The 17,671-nt window shown below is 49.9% G+C and carries 17 protein-coding genes and 2 tRNA genes; 13 read left to right on the top strand and 6 right to left on the bottom strand.

Features of this window, described 5'->3' with window-relative positions; genetic code table 11:
* The first annotated feature begins 119 nt into the window (after positions 1-119).
* The 4 genes from carA (at position 120) to BQ6873_RS00685 (ending at position 5,527) form a co-directional block, all read left to right on the top strand.
* Positions 120-1,274, top strand: a complete 1,155-nt coding sequence (carA, locus tag BQ6873_RS00670) for a glutamine-hydrolyzing carbamoyl-phosphate synthase small subunit (RefSeq protein ID WP_076590927.1) — start codon at positions 120-122, stop codon at positions 1,272-1,274.
* On the top strand, positions 1,267-4,497 hold the full coding sequence (carB, locus tag BQ6873_RS00675) for a carbamoyl-phosphate synthase large subunit (protein WP_076590928.1): 3,231 nt from the start codon (positions 1,267-1,269) through the stop codon (positions 4,495-4,497). The genes carA and carB overlap by 8 nt, the downstream gene beginning before the upstream one ends.
* A 102-nt stretch (positions 4,498-4,599) precedes the next feature.
* The gene (gene greA / locus BQ6873_RS00680) at positions 4,600-5,073 is read left to right on the top strand and encodes a transcription elongation factor GreA (RefSeq protein ID WP_076590929.1); all 474 of its coding nucleotides are present in this window, start codon (positions 4,600-4,602) and stop codon (positions 5,071-5,073) included.
* A 1-nt stretch (position 5,074) separates the two neighbouring features.
* Positions 5,075-5,527, top strand: a complete 453-nt coding sequence (locus BQ6873_RS00685) for a DUF4149 domain-containing protein (RefSeq protein WP_076590930.1) — start codon at positions 5,075-5,077, stop codon at positions 5,525-5,527.
* Between the two features lie 11 nt (positions 5,528-5,538).
* Here the strand turns inward: BQ6873_RS00685 and BQ6873_RS00690 are convergent, their stop codons facing one another.
* A complete protein-coding gene (locus BQ6873_RS00690; RefSeq protein WP_076590931.1) occupies positions 5,539-6,009 on the bottom strand; it encodes a YhbY family RNA-binding protein in 471 nt (156 codons plus the stop codon).
* A 95-nt stretch (positions 6,010-6,104) separates the two neighbouring features.
* Here BQ6873_RS00690 and BQ6873_RS00695 point away from each other — a divergent pair, with 95 nt between their 5' ends.
* The 9 genes from BQ6873_RS00695 (at position 6,105) to BQ6873_RS00740 (ending at position 13,960) form a co-directional block, all read left to right on the top strand.
* A complete protein-coding gene (locus BQ6873_RS00695; RefSeq protein WP_076590932.1) occupies positions 6,105-6,749 on the top strand; it encodes an RlmE family RNA methyltransferase in 645 nt (214 codons plus the stop codon).
* 124 nt (positions 6,750-6,873) lie between these two features.
* Complete coding sequence (gene ftsH / locus BQ6873_RS00700; RefSeq protein WP_076590933.1) at positions 6,874-8,781, top strand: ATP-dependent zinc metalloprotease FtsH; 1,908 nt, start codon at positions 6,874-6,876, stop codon at positions 8,779-8,781.
* Positions 8,782-8,865: 84 nt separating this feature from the next.
* A complete protein-coding gene (folP, locus tag BQ6873_RS00705) occupies positions 8,866-9,702 on the top strand; it encodes a dihydropteroate synthase (protein ID WP_076590934.1) in 837 nt (278 codons plus the stop codon).
* Positions 9,703-9,728: 26 nt separating this feature from the next.
* Complete coding sequence (gene glmM / locus BQ6873_RS00710; RefSeq protein ID WP_076590935.1) at positions 9,729-11,066, top strand: phosphoglucosamine mutase; 1,338 nt, start codon at positions 9,729-9,731, stop codon at positions 11,064-11,066.
* A gap of 75 nt (positions 11,067-11,141) precedes the next feature.
* Positions 11,142-11,218 (top strand) — tRNA-Pro (locus BQ6873_RS00715).
* A 521-nt stretch (positions 11,219-11,739) separates the two neighbouring features.
* Positions 11,740-11,994, top strand: a complete 255-nt coding sequence (locus BQ6873_RS00725) for a hypothetical protein (RefSeq protein WP_076590936.1) — start codon at positions 11,740-11,742, stop codon at positions 11,992-11,994.
* Positions 11,995-12,195: 201 nt separating this feature from the next.
* A tRNA-Arg gene (locus tag BQ6873_RS00730) sits at positions 12,196-12,272 on the top strand.
* A gap of 301 nt (positions 12,273-12,573) precedes the next feature.
* A complete protein-coding gene (locus BQ6873_RS00735) occupies positions 12,574-12,846 on the top strand; it encodes a hypothetical protein (RefSeq protein ID WP_076590937.1) in 273 nt (90 codons plus the stop codon).
* Positions 12,847-13,162: 316 nt separating this feature from the next.
* Positions 13,163-13,960, top strand: a complete 798-nt coding sequence (locus tag BQ6873_RS00740; RefSeq protein ID WP_076590938.1) for a fumarylacetoacetate hydrolase family protein — start codon at positions 13,163-13,165, stop codon at positions 13,958-13,960.
* Between the two features lie 262 nt (positions 13,961-14,222).
* Here BQ6873_RS00740 and BQ6873_RS00745 read toward each other — a convergent pair whose 3' ends face one another.
* The 5 genes from BQ6873_RS00745 to wrbA form a co-directional block, all read right to left on the bottom strand.
* On the bottom strand, positions 14,223-14,441 hold the full coding sequence (locus tag BQ6873_RS00745; protein ID WP_076590939.1) for a hypothetical protein: 219 nt from the start codon (positions 14,439-14,441) through the stop codon (positions 14,223-14,225).
* Positions 14,442-14,787: 346 nt separating this feature from the next.
* On the bottom strand, positions 14,788-15,219 hold the full coding sequence (locus tag BQ6873_RS00750) for a DUF4124 domain-containing protein (protein ID WP_076590940.1): 432 nt from the start codon (positions 15,217-15,219) through the stop codon (positions 14,788-14,790).
* A 34-nt stretch (positions 15,220-15,253) separates the two neighbouring features.
* Entirely contained in the window at positions 15,254-16,660 is a 1,407-nt protein-coding gene (locus BQ6873_RS00755) for an FAD-binding oxidoreductase (protein WP_076590941.1), read from the bottom strand.
* On the bottom strand, positions 16,660-17,052 hold the full coding sequence (locus BQ6873_RS00760; protein ID WP_076590942.1) for a DUF2069 domain-containing protein: 393 nt from the start codon (positions 17,050-17,052) through the stop codon (positions 16,660-16,662). Before BQ6873_RS00760 ends, BQ6873_RS00755 begins: the two co-directional genes overlap by 1 nt.
* Positions 17,052-17,660, bottom strand: a complete 609-nt coding sequence (gene wrbA / locus BQ6873_RS00765; protein ID WP_076590943.1) for an NAD(P)H:quinone oxidoreductase — start codon at positions 17,658-17,660, stop codon at positions 17,052-17,054. Before wrbA ends, BQ6873_RS00760 begins: the two co-directional genes overlap by 1 nt.
* Positions 17,661-17,671: the final 11 nt, after the last annotated feature.

Below are 17,671 nucleotides of genomic sequence, written 5' to 3' on the forward strand. Positions count from 1 at the left end.
ACCTGTACGACGCCTTGTTCGAGCGAGAACTCCAACAAGAAGCGCGCAAAGTTGCGCGCGGGTTTCGACGGTCATTCTGGCGCAGCGCAGCGGCGGTAACACACATCAGGAGTTACCCCTTGCCGCCATTCTTTTCTGGCCCTACAGTTCCGGCCATCCTAGCGCTAGCGGACGGGTCGATTTTCAAAGGTTTTTCGATTGGTGCACCGGGTCAGACGATCGGTGAAGTTGTATTCAACACCTCGATGACCGGTTATCAGGAAATCCTCACCGACCCAAGCTATAGCAATCAAATTGTTACGCTGACCTATCCACATATCGGCAATACCGGCGTCAATGCCGAAGATGTCGAGTCGACCAAGATTCATGCGGCCGGCTTGATCATCAAAGATTTGCCGATCATGGTCTCCAACTTCCGCTCGACGCAAACGCTGTCCGACTACCTGAAGTCCGAGAATGTTGTCGGCATCGCGGGTATCGACACACGCAAACTGACACGCATACTGCGTGAAAAAGGCGCACAAAGCGGTGCGATTCTGGCTGGTGAAGATGCAACAGCTGAAAAAGCGCTGGAACTGGCGAAGTCTTTCGGCGGTTTAGCTGGATTGGATCTGGCGAAAGTCGTATCGACCAAGCAATCGTATCCATGGACAGAAACCGAATGGAAGCTGGGCGAAGGTTACGGTGAGCAGACTGCACCGCAATACCATGTTGTTGCTTTCGATTACGGCGTCAAATTCAATATCCTGCGCATGCTCGCACAACGCGGTTGCAAAGTGACCGTGTTGCCAGCGCAAGCTTCCGCTGCTGAAGCACTGGCGTTGAATCCTGATGGTATTTTCCTGTCGAATGGTCCTGGCGATCCGGAACCTTGCGATTATGCAATTGCTGCATCCAAAGAATTGATCGACCGTGGCATCCCGACTTTCGGTATCTGCCTGGGTCACCAAATCATGGCACTGGCTTCCGGCGCAAAAACACTCAAGATGAAATTCGGCCATCACGGCGCTAACCATCCGGTACAAGATCTGGACAGCAAAAAAGTGCTGATCACATCGCAGAACCATGGTTTCGCAGTTGATGCAGCAACCTTGCCGGCTAACTGCCGCGTGACGCACGTTTCACTGTTCGACGGTTCGCTGCAAGGTTTTGAGCGTACTGACAAGCCGGCATTTTGCTTCCAGGGTCACCCGGAAGCATCGCCAGGCCCGCATGACATCGCCCCCTTGTTTGATCGCTTTGTGGCGATGATGGAGAAGAATAAAAATGCCTAAACGCAGCGACATTAAAAGCATCTTGATTATTGGTGCTGGTCCGATCGTCATTGGTCAGGCCTGTGAATTCGACTATTCCGGTGCACAAGCCTGTAAAGCTTTGCGCGAAGAAGGTTACCGCGTCATTCTGGTCAACAGCAATCCTGCGACCATCATGACTGATCCGGAAATGGCCGATGTGACTTACATCGAGCCGATTACTTGGCAAGCTGTCGAACGTATTATCGACAAAGAGCGTCCAGATGCAATCTTGCCGACGATGGGTGGCCAGACCGCGCTGAACTGCGCGCTGGATTTGCATCATCACGGCATTCTCACCAAATACAAGTGCGAACTGATTGGTGCATCGCCGGAAGCAATCGATAAGGCTGAAGATCGCTCGAAGTTCAAAGATGCGATGACCAAAATTGGTCTCGGTTCAGCGCGTTCGGGTGTATCGCACACACTGGAAGAGTCGTGGGCTGTACAGAAAGAACTCGGCTTCCCAGTCATCATCCGCCCATCGTTCACGATGGGTGGCAGTGGTGGTGGTATCGCCTACAACGCAGAAGAATTCGAAGCAATCTGCAAGCGCGGCCTGGAAGCATCGCCAACCAGCGAATTGCTGATTGAAGAATCGCTGATTGGTTGGAAAGAATTCGAGATGGAAGTCGTGCGCGATAAAGCCGACAACTGCATCATCGTCTGCTCGATCGAAAATCTGGATCCTATGGGCGTGCATACCGGTGACTCGATCACCGTGGCACCAGCACAAACGCTGACCGACAAGGAATACCAGATCATGCGTAATGCATCGATCGCGGTTCTGCGTGAAATCGGTGTTGATACCGGTGGTTCTAACGTTCAATTCTCGATCAATCCAGAAGATGGCCGCATGATCGTCATCGAGATGAATCCACGCGTATCGCGTTCATCCGCATTGGCTTCAAAAGCAACTGGTTTCCCGATCGCGAAGATCGCTGCCAAGCTGGCAGTCGGCTTCACACTCGACGAACTGCGTAACGAAATTACCGGTGGTGCAACTCCGGCATCGTTCGAGCCTTCTATCGATTACGTCGTTACCAAGATTCCACGTTTTGCGTTCGAAAAATTCCCACAGGCCGACAGCCATCTGACAACTCAGATGAAATCGGTCGGTGAAGTGATGGCCATCGGCCGTACCTTCCAGGAATCCTTCCAGAAAGCCCTGCGCGGTCTGGAGGTTGGCGTCGATGGCATGAATGAAAAAACCACCGACCGCGAAACGATTGAAGAAGAACTCGGTGAACCAGGCCCAGAACGTATCTGGTACGTCGGCGATGCTTTCGCACAAGGTTTCTCGCTGGAAGAAGTGCATGGCCTGACACACATCGATCCATGGTTCCTTGCGCAAATCAAGGAAATCGTTGATATCGAACTGTGGCTCGAAACGCAATCATTGACCGCCATCGATAAAGACACGCTGTTCAAACTGAAGCAAAAAGGTTTTGCGGATCGTCGTTTGGCCAAGTTGTTGAAAACCACCGACAAGGCAGTGCGCGAACAACGCCATGCGATGAACATTCGTCCGGTCTACAAACGCGTCGATACTTGCGCTGGTGAATTCGCAACCAACACTGCATACATGTATTCCACGTATGAAGAAGAGTGCGAATCGAAGCCGACCAACAAGAAAAAAATCATGGTGCTCGGCGGCGGTCCTAACCGTATCGGCCAAGGTATCGAATTCGATTATTGCTGTGTGCATGCTGCACTGGCCATGCGCGAAGACGGTTACGAAACCATCATGGTCAACTGTAATCCGGAAACTGTTTCCACCGATTACGACACATCAGATCGTTTGTACTTCGAACCGCTGACGCTGGAAGACGTGCTGGAAATCGTCGCACTGGAAAAACCATACGGCGTGATCGTGCAGTACGGCGGTCAAACACCTTTGAAATTGGCGCTCGATCTGGAAGCCAACGGCGTACCTATCGTCGGCACTTCACCAGACATGATTGATGCAGCAGAAGACCGCGAACGTTTCCAAAAAATGTTGCACGACTTGAAATTGCGTCAGCCGCCTAATCGTACTGCGCGTACTGAAGAAGATGCATTGCGCCTAGCGCAGGAAATCGGTTATCCGCTGGTGGTTCGCCCATCGTATGTACTCGGTGGCCGCGCGATGGAAATCGTGCACGAGCAACGTGACCTCGAACGCTATATGCGTGAAGCGGTCAAGGTATCGCACGATTCCCCAGTCTTGCTCGATCGCTTCCTGAACGATGCGATTGAAGTCGACGTGGATTGCTTGTCGGACGGCGAACGCACTTTTATCGGTGGCGTGATGGAGCATATCGAACAAGCAGGTGTGCACTCCGGTGACTCCGCATGTTCATTGCCGCCATATTCCTTGTCGCAAGAAACGATCGATGAATTGAAGCGCCAAACTTCGCTGATGGCGAAGGGCTTGAACGTGGTCGGTTTGATGAACGTGCAGTTTGCGATTCAGCAACAAGAAATCGATGGCAAATTGCAAGACGTCGTCTTCGTACTGGAAGTCAATCCGCGTGCATCACGTACCGTGCCGTATGTTTCCAAGGCAACTGGTTTGCAACTTGCAAAAATTGCAGCGCGTTGCATGGTCGGCCAAACACTCGACAGCCAAGGTATCTTCCACGAAGTCGTGCCTGAATATTTCAGCGTGAAGGAAGCAGTTTTCCCATTCGTTAAATTCCCTGGCGTCGATACGATACTCGGACCGGAAATGAAATCGACTGGTGAAGTGATGGGCGTGGGCAAAACCTTTGGTGAAGCCTTCGTCAAGTCGCAACTCGGTGCCAGCATCAAATTGCCACGTTCGGGCAAGGTTTTCCTGAGCGTAAAAGCCAGCGATAAACCGCGCGCTGTTCAAGTGGCAAAAGATCTGGTCGAGATCGGTTTTTCGGTAGTGGCAACCAAAGGCACAGCTGCGGCAATCAGCGCAGCCGGTATCGAAGTTCAATCAGTCAACAAAGTGGCCGAAGGTCGTCCGCACATCGTTGACATGATCAAGAACAACGAGATCGCACTGGTCATCAATACCGTGGAAGAGAAACGCAGCGCTATCGTTGATTCCCGTACGATCCGTACGTCGGCCTTGGCTGCACGTGTTACGACGTACACAACGATTGCTGGTGCGGAAGCTGCAGTGGAAGGTATGGCTCATCTGGACGAGTTACACGTCTATGATTTACAAGGTCTGCATAAAACTTTACACTAAGCCCACACAGAGTTAAAAATTTAACCACAGAGGTCACAGGCGGTGCCGGATTCCGGTGCCATTTGCGGCCTCTGTGGTTTTCCACTTTTACAGATAGAAGCTATGACTACACCAATTACCCCACATGGCGCAAACCTCATGAAAGAGGAATTGCATCGCCTGAAAACAAAAGATCGCCCATGGGTTATTAATGCCATTGCTGAAGCACGCGCACAAGGCGATCTGTCCGAGAATGCAGATTATGATGCTGCCAAGGAAAGACAGAGTTTTATCGAAGGCCGTATTGCCGATCTGGAAGGCAAGCTAGGCACATCGCAAATCATCGATCCAACAACCGTGGACGCTGATGGCCGTATTGTTTTCGCTGCTACCGTTGATCTGGAAGATCTGGAATCAGGCGAAAAAGTGACCTATCAAATCGTCGGTATTGACGAAGCGGATTTGAAAGAAAAGAAAGTATCGATCACTTCGCCGATTGCACGCGCGATGATAGGTAAGTCGGAAGGCGATGTGGTTGCAGTAGAAGCGCCAGCCGGCATCCGTGAATACGAAGTCTTGCAAGTGCGTTACATCTAATATGCTGACGCGCGCACGATTGCTGATTGCAACTTTCTGGGTAGGGACTTTATGGGCGGTGGGCTTTGTTGTCGCACCGACTTTATTCTCGACTTTGAGTGATCGTGCGCTGGCAGGAACAATTGCCGGCAGCTTGTTCAATATCGTTGCGTGGTTATCGATTTTCTGTGCCGCAGCTTTGCTCGCCTTGCTGTTTCAGGCAGGGCGTAGTGAGCAGAGCAAACCGTCAAAAGCGAACTATTACCTGATAGCAGGTATGGTGGTGTGTACGGTCTTAGGTTATTTTGTTTTGCAGCCGTATATGGCCGAGTTGCGTCTTGCTTTGCACAGCGTGGCCGACACAGCAGCAATGGCCGACGTGCGTAAGCAGTTCGGCATCTTGCATGCTGTTTCAACTGGATTTTATGTCGTGCAGAGCCTGCTAGGCGCTGCACTGATACTCAAGCTGCGTTGAGCGGGAAGGACTTATCGTCCGAGTGACGATTTCTTCTTGCTGGTTTGACGCGGTTTGGCACGTTTGATCGAGCCGCCTTGAGTAACGCGCTCATTTCCCTTGACCATCACTTTAGTTACCGACGGACGCTTGGTGCCGCTTGGACTTGGTTTGACGATAGTGACTTCGCGCATGCCGCGGCCGCGTGTTTCACTTGGTGCTTTGACCGCTTCTTTTTTCTCGCGGTAAACGACGAGTAATTTGCCGATGTGCTGAATCGGTGCGGCATCGAGTTTTTCGCAGATAGTGTCGTAAATAGTAACGCGTGCTTCGCGGTCGTCGCCGAAGACACGTACTTTGATCAAGCCATGGGAATCGAGGCTGGCGTCGATTTCCTTGAGTACGCCCGGCGTCAAGCCGGCTTCCCCGATAATGACGACAGGGCTGAGAGCATGCGCTTCAGCGCGTAAGGAGCTGCGCTCGGCCGGTGTAAGTTTCAACATAAATTGTGATGGTATTGGAGGCAATATTGCTTCGGTGCGCAGCGCGAACCTGACAAACTTTGTCCCACAGTATTTAAAACTAGTATTCTACGCGAATGGCAAAGAACAAATTAAACAAAAACTGGCTGCATGATCATATTAACGACCCGTATGTGAAACTGGCGCAGAAAGAAGGCTATCGCGCACGTGCGGTCTACAAGTTGAAAGAAATCGACGAAACCGAAAAATTGATCAAACCTGGTCAGGTTATTGTCGATTTGGGCGCGACGCCGGGGAGCTGGTCGCAGTACGTACGCAATAAGTTGTCAGGAAGTATAGGCGGCGGGATTAACGGCACTATCATCGGACTGGATATGCTGCCGATGGAGCCGATTGCCGACGTGCATTTTATACAAGGCGATTTCCGTGAGCAGGAAGTGCTGGATCAATTGGAGCAGGTAGTGGGCGGACGGAAAGTTGATCTTGTGTTATCGGATATGGCACCCAATTTGTCCGGTATTGCGGTGGCAGATGCTGCGCGCATGATGGATATTATTGATTTGGCTATCGATTTCTCCAAGCATCACCTGAAGCCTAGCGGCTCCTTGCTGGTAAAGTGCTTTAACGGGACTGGTTTCAATGAAATTGTTCAAAAATTCAGACTGGAATTCAAAACAGTGACGCAAAAGAAGCCCAAAGCTAGCCGCGACAAATCATCTGAAATATTTTTGCTTGGAAAAGGTCTGAAAAATCCACTTTAAATGCAGATTTACCCTTGTTTATACCTGTATTAACCCGATATCAGATACTGCAAGCCTTGATGATTACGAGTAGAATCGATCTACATTTTAGAAAAAAGGCGCTTTACGCGTCCAAGGAGTCTTAGTGAACAATATGTTTTCCAAGGCCGCCATATGGGTGGTCATCGGGATGGTTCTTTTCACCGTGTTCAAACAGTTCGATGGACGTACGACGTCCGGTTCGGCTACGGCGATTGCCTATTCAGATTTCCTGGATGAAGTAAGAAGCAAACGCATTAAAGAAGCGACGATCGAAGATCGCACCATTGTTGCGACGACGACGGACGGCAAAAAAATCAAATCCGCGATTACCTATCTGGATCGCGGTCTGGTTGGCGATCTGGTTAATAACGGCGTGAAATTCGACGTTAAACAGCCAGAAGAGCAATCTTTCCTTTCCCAAGTATTCATTTCCTGGTTTCCGATGCTGTTGTTGATCGGTGTCTGGATATTCTTCATGCGTCAAATGCAAGGCGGCGGCAAGGGCGGGGCATTCTCGTTCGGCAAGTCCAAGGCGCGCATGCTGGATGACACTACCAATCCAATTACTTTTGCTGATGTCGCAGGTTGCGATGAAGCAAAAGAAGAAGTGACTGAACTGGTTGAATTCCTGCGCGATCCGACTCGCTTCCAGAAACTGGGCGGCCGTATTCCACGTGGCGTCTTGATGGTTGGTCCTCCAGGTACAGGTAAAACCTTGCTGGCGCGTGCGATTGCAGGCGAGGCGAAGGTACCGTTCTTTACTATTTCAGGTTCTGATTTCGTTGAAATGTTTGTCGGCGTTGGTGCGTCCCGCGTACGTGACATGTTTGAGAACGCGAAAAAACACGCTCCTTGTATCATCTTTATCGATGAAATTGATGCGGTTGGTCGTCATCGCGGTGCCGGTATGGGCGGCGGTAATGATGAGCGCGAACAAACCTTGAATCAGATGCTGGTTGAGATGGATGGCTTTGAGCCTAACGCCGGTGTGATCGTTATCGCCGCAACCAACCGTGCTGACGTATTGGATAAAGCGTTGCTGCGTCCAGGTCGTTTTGACCGTCAAGTGATTGTTGGCTTGCCAGACATTCGTGGTCGCGAGCAAATCTTGCTGGTGCACATGCGCAAGGTACCTATCAGCAGCGATGTTAAAGCCGATATCCTGGCACGTGGTACGCCTGGTTTCTCTGGTGCTGATCTGGCCAATCTGGTTAATGAAGCTGCATTGTTCGCTGCACGCCGTAACAAGCGTCTGGTGGAAATGCAGGATTTCGAAGATGCAAAAGACAAGATCGTCATGGGTCCGGAGCGCAAATCGGCTGTTATGCGCGAAGAAGAACGTCGCAATACTGCTTACCATGAGTCCGGTCATGCAGTAGTTGCCAAGCTCTTGCCTAAAGCAGATCCAGTGCACAAGGTCACCATCATGCCGCGTGGTTTTGCACTCGGCTTGACGTGGCAGTTGCCTGAGCATGATCGCGTCAATATGTACAAAGACAAGATGCTGGAAGAAATTTCGATCTTGTTCGGTGGTCGTATTGCAGAAGAAATTTTCATGCACCAAATGTCGACCGGCGCATCGAATGACTTTGAACGTGCTACCAAACTGGCACGTGCCATGGTGACGCGTTACGGTATGTCGGAAAGCTTGGGTACGATGGTGTACGAAGATACCGAGCAAGATGCTTACTTCGGACGTTCATCGGCGAAGACAGTGTCTGAAGCGACACAGCAAAAAGTCGATAATGAAATTCGTACGATTTTGGATACGCAATATGCGTTGTCGCGCAAATTGCTGGAAGAGAATCGTGACAAGGTTGAGCTGATGGCGCAAACCTTGCTCGAATGGGAAACCATTGATTCCGATCAAATCAACGACATCATGGAAGGGCGTGAGCCACGTCAGCCGAAATATGGCATTCCAGTGAAACGCGCAACGTCGGATACTCCTTCGAGTGGTGTTCCGCCAACTGCAACTGCACCGGATGCGCCAGCAGCACCAGCACAATAAATATTCGGCGTATTTGCTTGAAGTCGTAATGGTCTAATGTAGGGTGAGGAGCAATCCTCACCCTTTTTATTTTCAGTGAAATTTATGCAGACTCATTTGCAATGCGGTCGTTACCGCCTCTCCGTAGATCCCGCATCGCGTCCCTTGGTTATGGGAGTGTTGAACATCACGCCTGACTCTTTTTCGGACGGTGGCAAATACCATATGCTCGATACAGCGCTGTCGCATGCGGAAGAGATGATTGCTGCTGGTGTCGATATTATCGATATAGGTGGCGAGTCCAGTCGCCCAGGCTCGCTAGCGGTGTCCTTGAAAGATGAGCTAGATCGCGTGATGCCACTGGTGTATGCCTTGCGTGATTGCGGCAAGCCGCTTTCTATCGATACTTACAAACCGGAAGTGATGCGTGAAACGATAGCTGCCGGTGCCGACATGATCAATGACATCAATGGTTTTCGTGCAGCAGGTGCACTGCAGGCGGTAGCAGGCTCGGATTGCGGATTGTGTGTCATGCACATGCAAAACGATCCGCAAAGCATGCAGCTGCAACCGGAATATGATGATGTCGTTGCCGAAGTACGGGAATTTTTACGTGAACGTATCAGTCTGATGGAGCAGGCGGGTATTGCTCGTGATCGTATATGCGTAGACCCAGGTTTGGGTTTCGGAAAAAACCTTGCGCACAATATTGCCTTATTGAAAAATACGAATCAATTGCAAACGGCGCTGAATTCGCCCATGTTAATTGGTTTGTCGCGTAAGACGATGATAGGTGCATTGACAGACAAGCCGGTGGAGCAACGTATGGCCGGCAGTCTTGCGGGCGCACTGGCAGCTGTGGCACATGGCGCGCGTATTGTTCGGGTGCATGATGTTGCGGAAACGGTGGACGCGTTACGGGTTTGGCAGGCAGTATCCTGATTACAAAACAAAAACTTAAAATAAAAATGACACGTAAATATTTTGGCACTGATGGTGTGCGCGGCAAGGTCGGCACCTCTCCAATTACACCTGATTTTGTGATGCGACTTGGTTATGCAGCCGGTACTGTGCTGACCAAATCAAAATCGTCGAGCAGTAGACCGGTGGTGTTGATTGGTAAGGACACGCGTATTTCCGGCTATATGTTGGAAGCTGCGCTTGAAGCAGGTTTCTCCGCAGCAGGCGTGGATGTGATGTTGGCGGGGCCAATGCCAACGCCAGCGATTGCTTACCTGACGCGTGCATTGCGTCTTTCTGCAGGCGTGGTTATTTCTGCTTCGCATAATCCGTACGACGATAACGGCATCAAGTTTTTTTCAGCGTCAGGTAATAAATTACCTGACGTGATTGAGTTGGAAATTGAAGCCGCGCTGGATGAACCGATGACATGTGTTTCATCGGAAAAACTGGGTCGAGCAAAACGTCTGGACGATGCGCGTGGACGCTATATTGAATTTTGCAAAAGCACCTTCCCGAACGAGCTTGATTTGCATGGCATGAAACTGGTCGTCGATTGTGCGCACGGTGCGGCTTACCATATCGCGCCGGATGTTTTCCATGAGTTGGGTGCAGAGGTGATTGCAATCGGTAATCAGCCGAATGGTTTTAATATCAATGACAAGGTTGGTGCGACGGCACCAGCCGCATTGGTCGATGCGGTACGCGCAAATAAAGCTGATTTAGGTATTGCGCTGGATGGTGATGCGGATCGCTTGATCGTAGTCGATGCTTCCGGGCGTATTTATAACGGCGATGAGCTGTTGTACATCATGGTCAAGGATCGCATGAGCATTCGTCCTATCGATGGCGCTGTCGGCACCTTGATGACGAATATGGCGCTGGAAGTCGCGTTCAAGGAAATGGGTATCGGTTTTGCGCGCGCGAATGTGGGCGATCGCTATGTGCTTGAGGCCTTGAAGGAACGCGGCTGGATTGTTGGCGGAGAAGGTTCTGGCCACATGTTGTGTCTGGATAAACATACGACAGGCGATGGCATTGTTTCCGCTTTACAAATTTTGTCCGCATTAAAACGCAGTGGTAAAACCTTGGCGCAATTGATGGAAGATATTGCGATGTTTCCACAAACATTGATTAATGTGAAAGTCGCGCCGGGTTTTGATTGGACAAAAAATAAAGATTTGCTGGCCGAAAAAGATAAGGTGGAAGCCGAGCTTGGCGATGCCGGCCGCGTCTTGATTCGTGCATCAGGTACTGAGCCTTTAGTTCGCGTAATGGTCGAGGCGAGTAGTGCAGAAACTGCTGATAAAATGGCTAAACGGATCGCAGCAAAATTGACTGCTTAAATTTATAGAAATTATTACAGTTAGTGTGTTTTACCTATTGACCGATGTTTGAATTAACAGTATTATCTTTGTCTTCGGAGTGTAGCGCAGCCCGGTAGCGCACCTGGTTTGGGACCAGGGGGTCCAAGGTTCGAATCCTTGTACTCCGACCAGAATTTAAAGGACTAGCCTAATCGCTAGTCCTTTTTTTCGTCTATTATCTTTTCACTGTTCAGTGAAATTGTCTCTCTGCTTTTTCTTCAATAACTTCATTGGTTTGCTTCAATTCTAGCGTTGCAACTTTGCTCTTTTAAGCTAGTCTCTTAGAGTGTTCTGACAAACGGATGCAATTATTCGATTGTTCTTCTTGTATGCGATTCAAGAATGGGGTCGCATCGGTTTGGATTTTCTGGAGCAGAAATCATGCATGGAATGACCTTATCCGTTATCGCTATACAAAAATGCTCACGATTGTTTTTAACGCGAGAACAGTCTTCGTTTGTTCATGCGCATAAAGCGCCAGTACCAGAACCCACGGAAGACCCTTTGCCAGGAGAGCATCCTGTTCCGCAAGATGAGCCGGTTCCATCTCCCAATCCTGAAGTGGACGATTTCAAGCCATCGAACAGACTGCTTGCTGTCTCGATCCGATAATAGGCTCTGTGTCTAAATGAAAAGTGCTGGAAGGTCTTCAATGGATAAACAGCAGAACTGGAGTACTGAGCTGTATCACGGCATGGAAGTGCACGTTACTGCTTTGCGAAAAGACGATGCAAAGCACCAATGGGACTATACGGTGCGAGTATGTGAGCCAGGCGTTGATGCAACTGCAGAGAGCGAACTGGCAGCGGAGTCGGGTGATGATGCTGATTATGTCTCGCAAAGTGAAGCCTTGGCCGCAGGATTTGCGAAAGGGTACGCCATGGTGGACCAAATCAGGCAGCAATAAACCCCTACTAGTAAGCGTTAATTTCTGCCATTCGAGAGCATTGCTTTCAGCCCGCCTCAACATTACGGACTACGTGCAGTGTTATTCGTGGCGCTGACATTGAAAGAGCACCGTAAAAAAGGCATAATGCAGCACCTTTGCGACACACATCAAAGCGATTTACATGTGTGATCCCGCACTACGGTTTAATCCCGCCATATTCTGCCCATAGCTCAGTTGGATAGAGCATCAGCCTTCTAAGCTGAGGGTCGCAGGTTCGATTCCTGCTGGGCAGACCATCTTATGTACGTTCTCTCAATTCAAAAATCTTATTGGTGTTATTTAACACCTACGAAAATTATTGTTTTTGAGTAAGTCGGTTTCATTCGGCTGCATATCCCCATGTAATTACATCGATTGAACGACTTGCGACAAGGAGATTTGAAGCGAGGGAATCTATTTGCAAGTTGGGCATCTAACAACCGTGGATTATGCTTTCTAATAGAGGTGGCATATGGGCTGCTAAGTGCGATAACGCACAGAAGCCACTTGTTTAAAATAATATCTTATTGATAACTCTAGACTGTTAGGAGTTACATCATGAATCGTATCGATCAGGCAATCAGTGAGTTGGCTAGCGCGTTTTGTTTGCTTAAGCAGCATGATGAGCAGCTGTATATCAAGGCTTTACAGTCCTTGGTTGCGTTGGCACTTTCGGAAGAGAGAGTGGATCGAGCGACTAGCATCGAGAAGGATATGCAATACGTTGGGCAGATTCTTTCCAACACGCGCAGAGTGCGGTCGGAAGGTGGTAGTAGCGTATTGGAGTTCCCTTGTCGTAGAAAGAGCGATCGGCGCATCGCCTCGCGATAATTACTTCAGTACACACTGATAGATGCATGACGTTGTTGAAGATATTCCAAGCCTCGCATTCGCAAGAAGTCGGGGCTTTTTATTTGGATGTGCCACAACTATTGAACCGCGAATGAAGAGCAATCGCTAAAGTGAAGCCAATTCTCACGGTCTTATTAGACTTCTGCCATGAGGAAGAATATTTTTGCACTGTCCGGATATCTTTCAGGTAGTAACTTGTATATATTTGATATATGGAGAGCTAGGATGATTGGCTTTGCTGGTCATCTATTACTTGCCATATCGCGATATAACCCGAGTAGATTGAGGAGACAGCATGACTAAAATAAATAGACGTGGAATGCTTCAAGCAGCAGGTTTGATGACGATCGGTGCAGTGACCGGTTGTGCAGCACCAGGTAATACCAGTAGTAAAGCAGGTAGCACCACTTTTACCGTTGCGCAGCCGACGATTCCTATTGTGGGTAGCAGCGAACAGTTTCCAGTGCGCCGTATTTATTGCATAGGACGTAATTACGCTGCGCATGCGCGTGAAATGGGCTCAGACCCAACACGTGAGCCGCCATTCTTTTTTCAAAAGCCTAGCGATGCGATTCAGTACGTTGCACCGGGCCAAGTGGTAGATCATCCGTATCCATCACTGACGAAAAATTATCACTACGAAATCGAGCTGGTTGCAGCAATCAATAAGGGTGGTAAGAACATCTCGGTTGAAAATGCGCTGCAACACGTCTTCGGTTATGCAATCGGACTGGATATGACGCGTCGCGATTTACAAGCTGCGATGAAGAAAGAAGAGAAGCCTTGGGAAATCGGTAAGAGCTTTGACAAATCCGCACCGATTGGACCTCTGCATCCAGTTGCGAGCATAGGTAACTTCACCGAAGGAAAAATATGGCTGAAGGTCAATGGACAGGTGAAGCAGAGTGCAGATCTGAAGCAAATGATTTGGTCAGTTGCGGAACAGATCAGCAATTTGTCGAAAGCGTTTGAATTGATGCCGGGCGATATTATTTACTCTGGTACGCCGGAGAATGTCGGGCCGGTTGTGCGGGGCGACATCATGGAAGGTCATATCGATCGCTTGCCGAATATCACGCTGAAAGTCGTCTAAGCTATAGCTTTGCACGTATAGCGTTTCACAGAATGCCGGGCAACAAGCACGTTGCCCGGCAAATCAATTAAAGGTCGAGCGCCTTTGCCACGCCGGCACCATCCGTTGGATCACACTTCATACAATTCTCAACGCCCCTTTTCTTGCAGGCATGAAGCATGGATACAGATATCAACAGGAATGTTGATCAAGGTTTGCCAAGTGTGATGAAGGCGACCTTATAGGTAACGTATAGACGTGATCAAGGTCGCAGGATCATTATTTAGACGCGACTATAGATGTCGTTAGTGCCGCTTAATTTGAATGTGCCGTCCTTTTGTGGCTCGGCAGTTTTATCGGTATATTTGACGCGATACCCTACAAAGTCATGCGGTAACTTTGTGCGGCCGTAATCCAGGTAAGTAGTGCCTTTGACGATATTTTGCAGAATGAGGACATTGCCTGATTTGCTTTTGACGTTGAACTCTTCAATGCTTTTCATGAAACCTCCTGATAAGGTGGGTTGAGTAGCGATTCAATGACAGCCTGTATTCATCGGCTAACTGAAGAAGTGTTACGTGATCTTTATACCACGTGTTTTGTCGCCATGCATTCTTGCTGCGTCGCAAAAACAAGGACTGGCATAATGAAAAAGCCTGCAAATATGCAGGCTTTTGAGATTGGTGCTGGTATATTTCCCGACCGCCAGCGCCGGTAGTAGCGACCATCAATGATAGCCCTAAGGTTTGCTCACTTACTGAACAAGACCGTATCGTAGCAAGGGTATGTGACCGGAGTTTGACATGGATCAAATTCGGAGCGATGGCTGCCGCAATGATGGCAATCGTTTAGTGACCACACTCTAAATGCTGCTTTTCTGCGGCGCGCAGTGCTTTGCGTTTTGCACGTGCTTCCTTCTTTATCGGAGCATGGGCAGCATCTTCTTTTGCCCATTTGCTGCGTAGAGCCAGATTTTCGCATTTTTTCTTCTTGGCTTCGTGCGCCTTGAATCTGCTTTGCCGTTCTCTTTCTGTCGCTGCTTCTTCCTTGTGACGACGGGCTTCCAGTCGTTGCAATTCCTTCTTGTCCTGTGCCAGTTTTTGTTGCGCGGCTTTGGTATCGGAAGAGGGCGTGGTAACGGCGATCTCCTTCATGTTGCTGCTGGCGTTGTGGCAAGGCGTATCGCTGTAGGTGGTTTTTCCACCGGATTCGCACTTGTAAATCGCTAATGCAGGAGCAGAGAAGGAGAGAAGGATAAGAAGCAACAGCGTAGATGGCATGGCAATCTCGTAGTTGAATAGGAATATTTTTGTTTTAAATAACTTTGCCCGGATTCATCAAGTTGAGCGGATCCAGTGCTTGCTTGATGGTGCGCATCAGATTCATTTCAACGTCTGATTTGTAGCGCAAAATTTCTGTTCGTTTCAATGCACCTAAACCATGTTCGGCAGAAATGGAGCCTCCATGTTGATGCACGCTATCGTGTACGACGCGATTGACTGCGGATTGTTTTTCCAGAAAAGTCGTGTCGGATTCTTGTTCGGGATGTGCAACGTTGTAATGCAGGTTACCGTCACCCAGATGACCAAACGTCACCATGCGTGCACCGGGAAATGCTTGCTGTAGCAGCTGATCCGTTGTGCTGATGAAGTCACCTATGCGCGAGATCGGTAGCGATACATCGTGCTTGATGTTTTTACCTTCTATCGCTTGTGCCAATGGGATGTGTTCGCGGAAATCCCAAATGGATTTGGACTGCGCAATGGATCTGGCGACGATGGCATCCTGAATCACGTCTTGTTGCAAAGCAGCGCCGATCACATGTTCCAGCATGGCTTGCACGTGTTCTTCCGATTCATTGTCAGATAATTCCAGCAATGCATATTGCGTATGCGGCTCTGCAAACGGCAGACGCATGGTCGGAAAATGTTTGGTGACTAGAGAGATGCAAAAACCGGACATCAGTTCGAATCCAGTCAATGCCGATCCACAGTGCGCTTGTGTCAGCGTGAGCAGGTGCAAGGCATCGTTAGGTGTACGCAGTGCAGCGAGCGCGGTGAGTTGTGCTTTGGGTTGCGGATATAGCTTGAGTACGGCAGCGGTGATGATGCCCAGCGTACCTTCCGCACCGATATATAGATCGCGTAAATCGTAACCGGTATTGTCCTTACGCAAACCGCGCAGGCCATTCCAGATTTCGCCTTGTGGCGTTACAACTTCCAGACCTAAGCACAATTCACGGGTATTGCCATAACGTAAAACAGCCGTGCCGCCGGCATTGGACGACAGATTGCCACCTATGGTGCAACTACCTTCGGCTGCCAGCGAAAGCGGGAACAGCCGCCCAGCATCGCTAGCTGCATGTTGAATATGTTTTAGTATGCAGCCGGCTTCTACCGTCATCGTATTGTTGATGGTATCGACCTCACGGATTTGATTGAGGCGTGTGAGCGATAGGACGATGGCTGAGCCGCTGTCATCAGGAATGCTGCCGAGTACCAAGCCTGTATTGCCGCCTTGCGGGACTACAGGTACTTTGTACTCATTGCAGAGCTTGACGATGGCTGCGACTTCTTGCGTGGAGCCTGGCTTGAGTACGGCGAAAGCTTTGCCGGTAAAGCGGCGACGCCAGTCGGTCAGATAGGGGGCAGTATCCTGTGCATCGGTCAATACATGCTGTGCACCAATGGCACGGCGGCAGGTATCGAGGAAGGCGTCCATTATTTGGCTGCTTTCTGCAGCGCCTGTTTCGTCAATGCTTTTGCTGCTTTCTTGTAAGGGCGCAGATACATGATGGCGCACGTGAAGAAGACCAATACCAATCCAACTTCTATCCATCCCAGAATGGCAGACAAGCCAGTGTCACTCATGCCGCGTACGATGCCTTCGGCGAAGTAGAGCAGGATCAACATCGACGACCATTGCATCGTGTAGAGGTTACGTTTCCAGACGCCATGCAAAGGGATGAGCAAGGGAATGACTTTCAATACCAGCCATGAACCGTTCGGGCGTATAGGTGCGAGTACCATTTCCCATGCAATGCAGAGAATGATCAGCGCAATCAAGCTGCTGACTGTACCGATATGCAGGATTTTTTGTTCTTGCGTTTGCATCAGGCGCCTCGCAGTTTGATGGCGGTTTGCGCCAGTCGCTGGCCTAATGCAATTGCCAGTGCGCGCGTATCGGCGGAGATCGCTTGATTGCCACTGACGCCTGACCAGTGCGATGCACCGTAAGGCGTGCCGCCGGTGCTGGTGGCCATCAATTCAGGCTGTGTGTAAGGCACGCCGAGCAGCAGCATGCCATGATGTAGCAAGGGCAGCATCATGGATAGCAACGTTGATTCCTGGCCACCATGCAAACTGCCGGTGGACGTGAAGACGCAAGCCGGTTTGCTTGTCAGTGCGCCAGATAACCATTGTGAGGTTGTGCCATCCCAAAAATACTTCATAGGGGCAGCCATATTGCCGAAACGGGTAGGCGAGCCCAAGGCCAAGCCTGCGCATTCTTCCAGATCCAGTAATTCGACGTAAGGTGCGCCTTCGTTCGGTACTTCCGGCTCGGTTGCTTCCGTAACGGTAGAGACGGCAGGGACGGTGCGCAGGCGGGCCTCGCAACCGGCAACACTGTCTATGCCTTGGCCGATGAGTTCGGCTAATTTGCGTGTCGAGCCGTGGCGCGAGTAGTACAAAACGAGAATAGGGAGCTTGGCTGAGTTCATGCTTGGTATTA

The sequence above is a fragment of the Herminiimonas arsenitoxidans genome (genome assembly GCF_900130075.1).
Classification (GTDB): domain Bacteria; phylum Pseudomonadota; class Gammaproteobacteria; order Burkholderiales; family Burkholderiaceae_D; genus Oxalicibacterium; species Oxalicibacterium arsenitoxidans.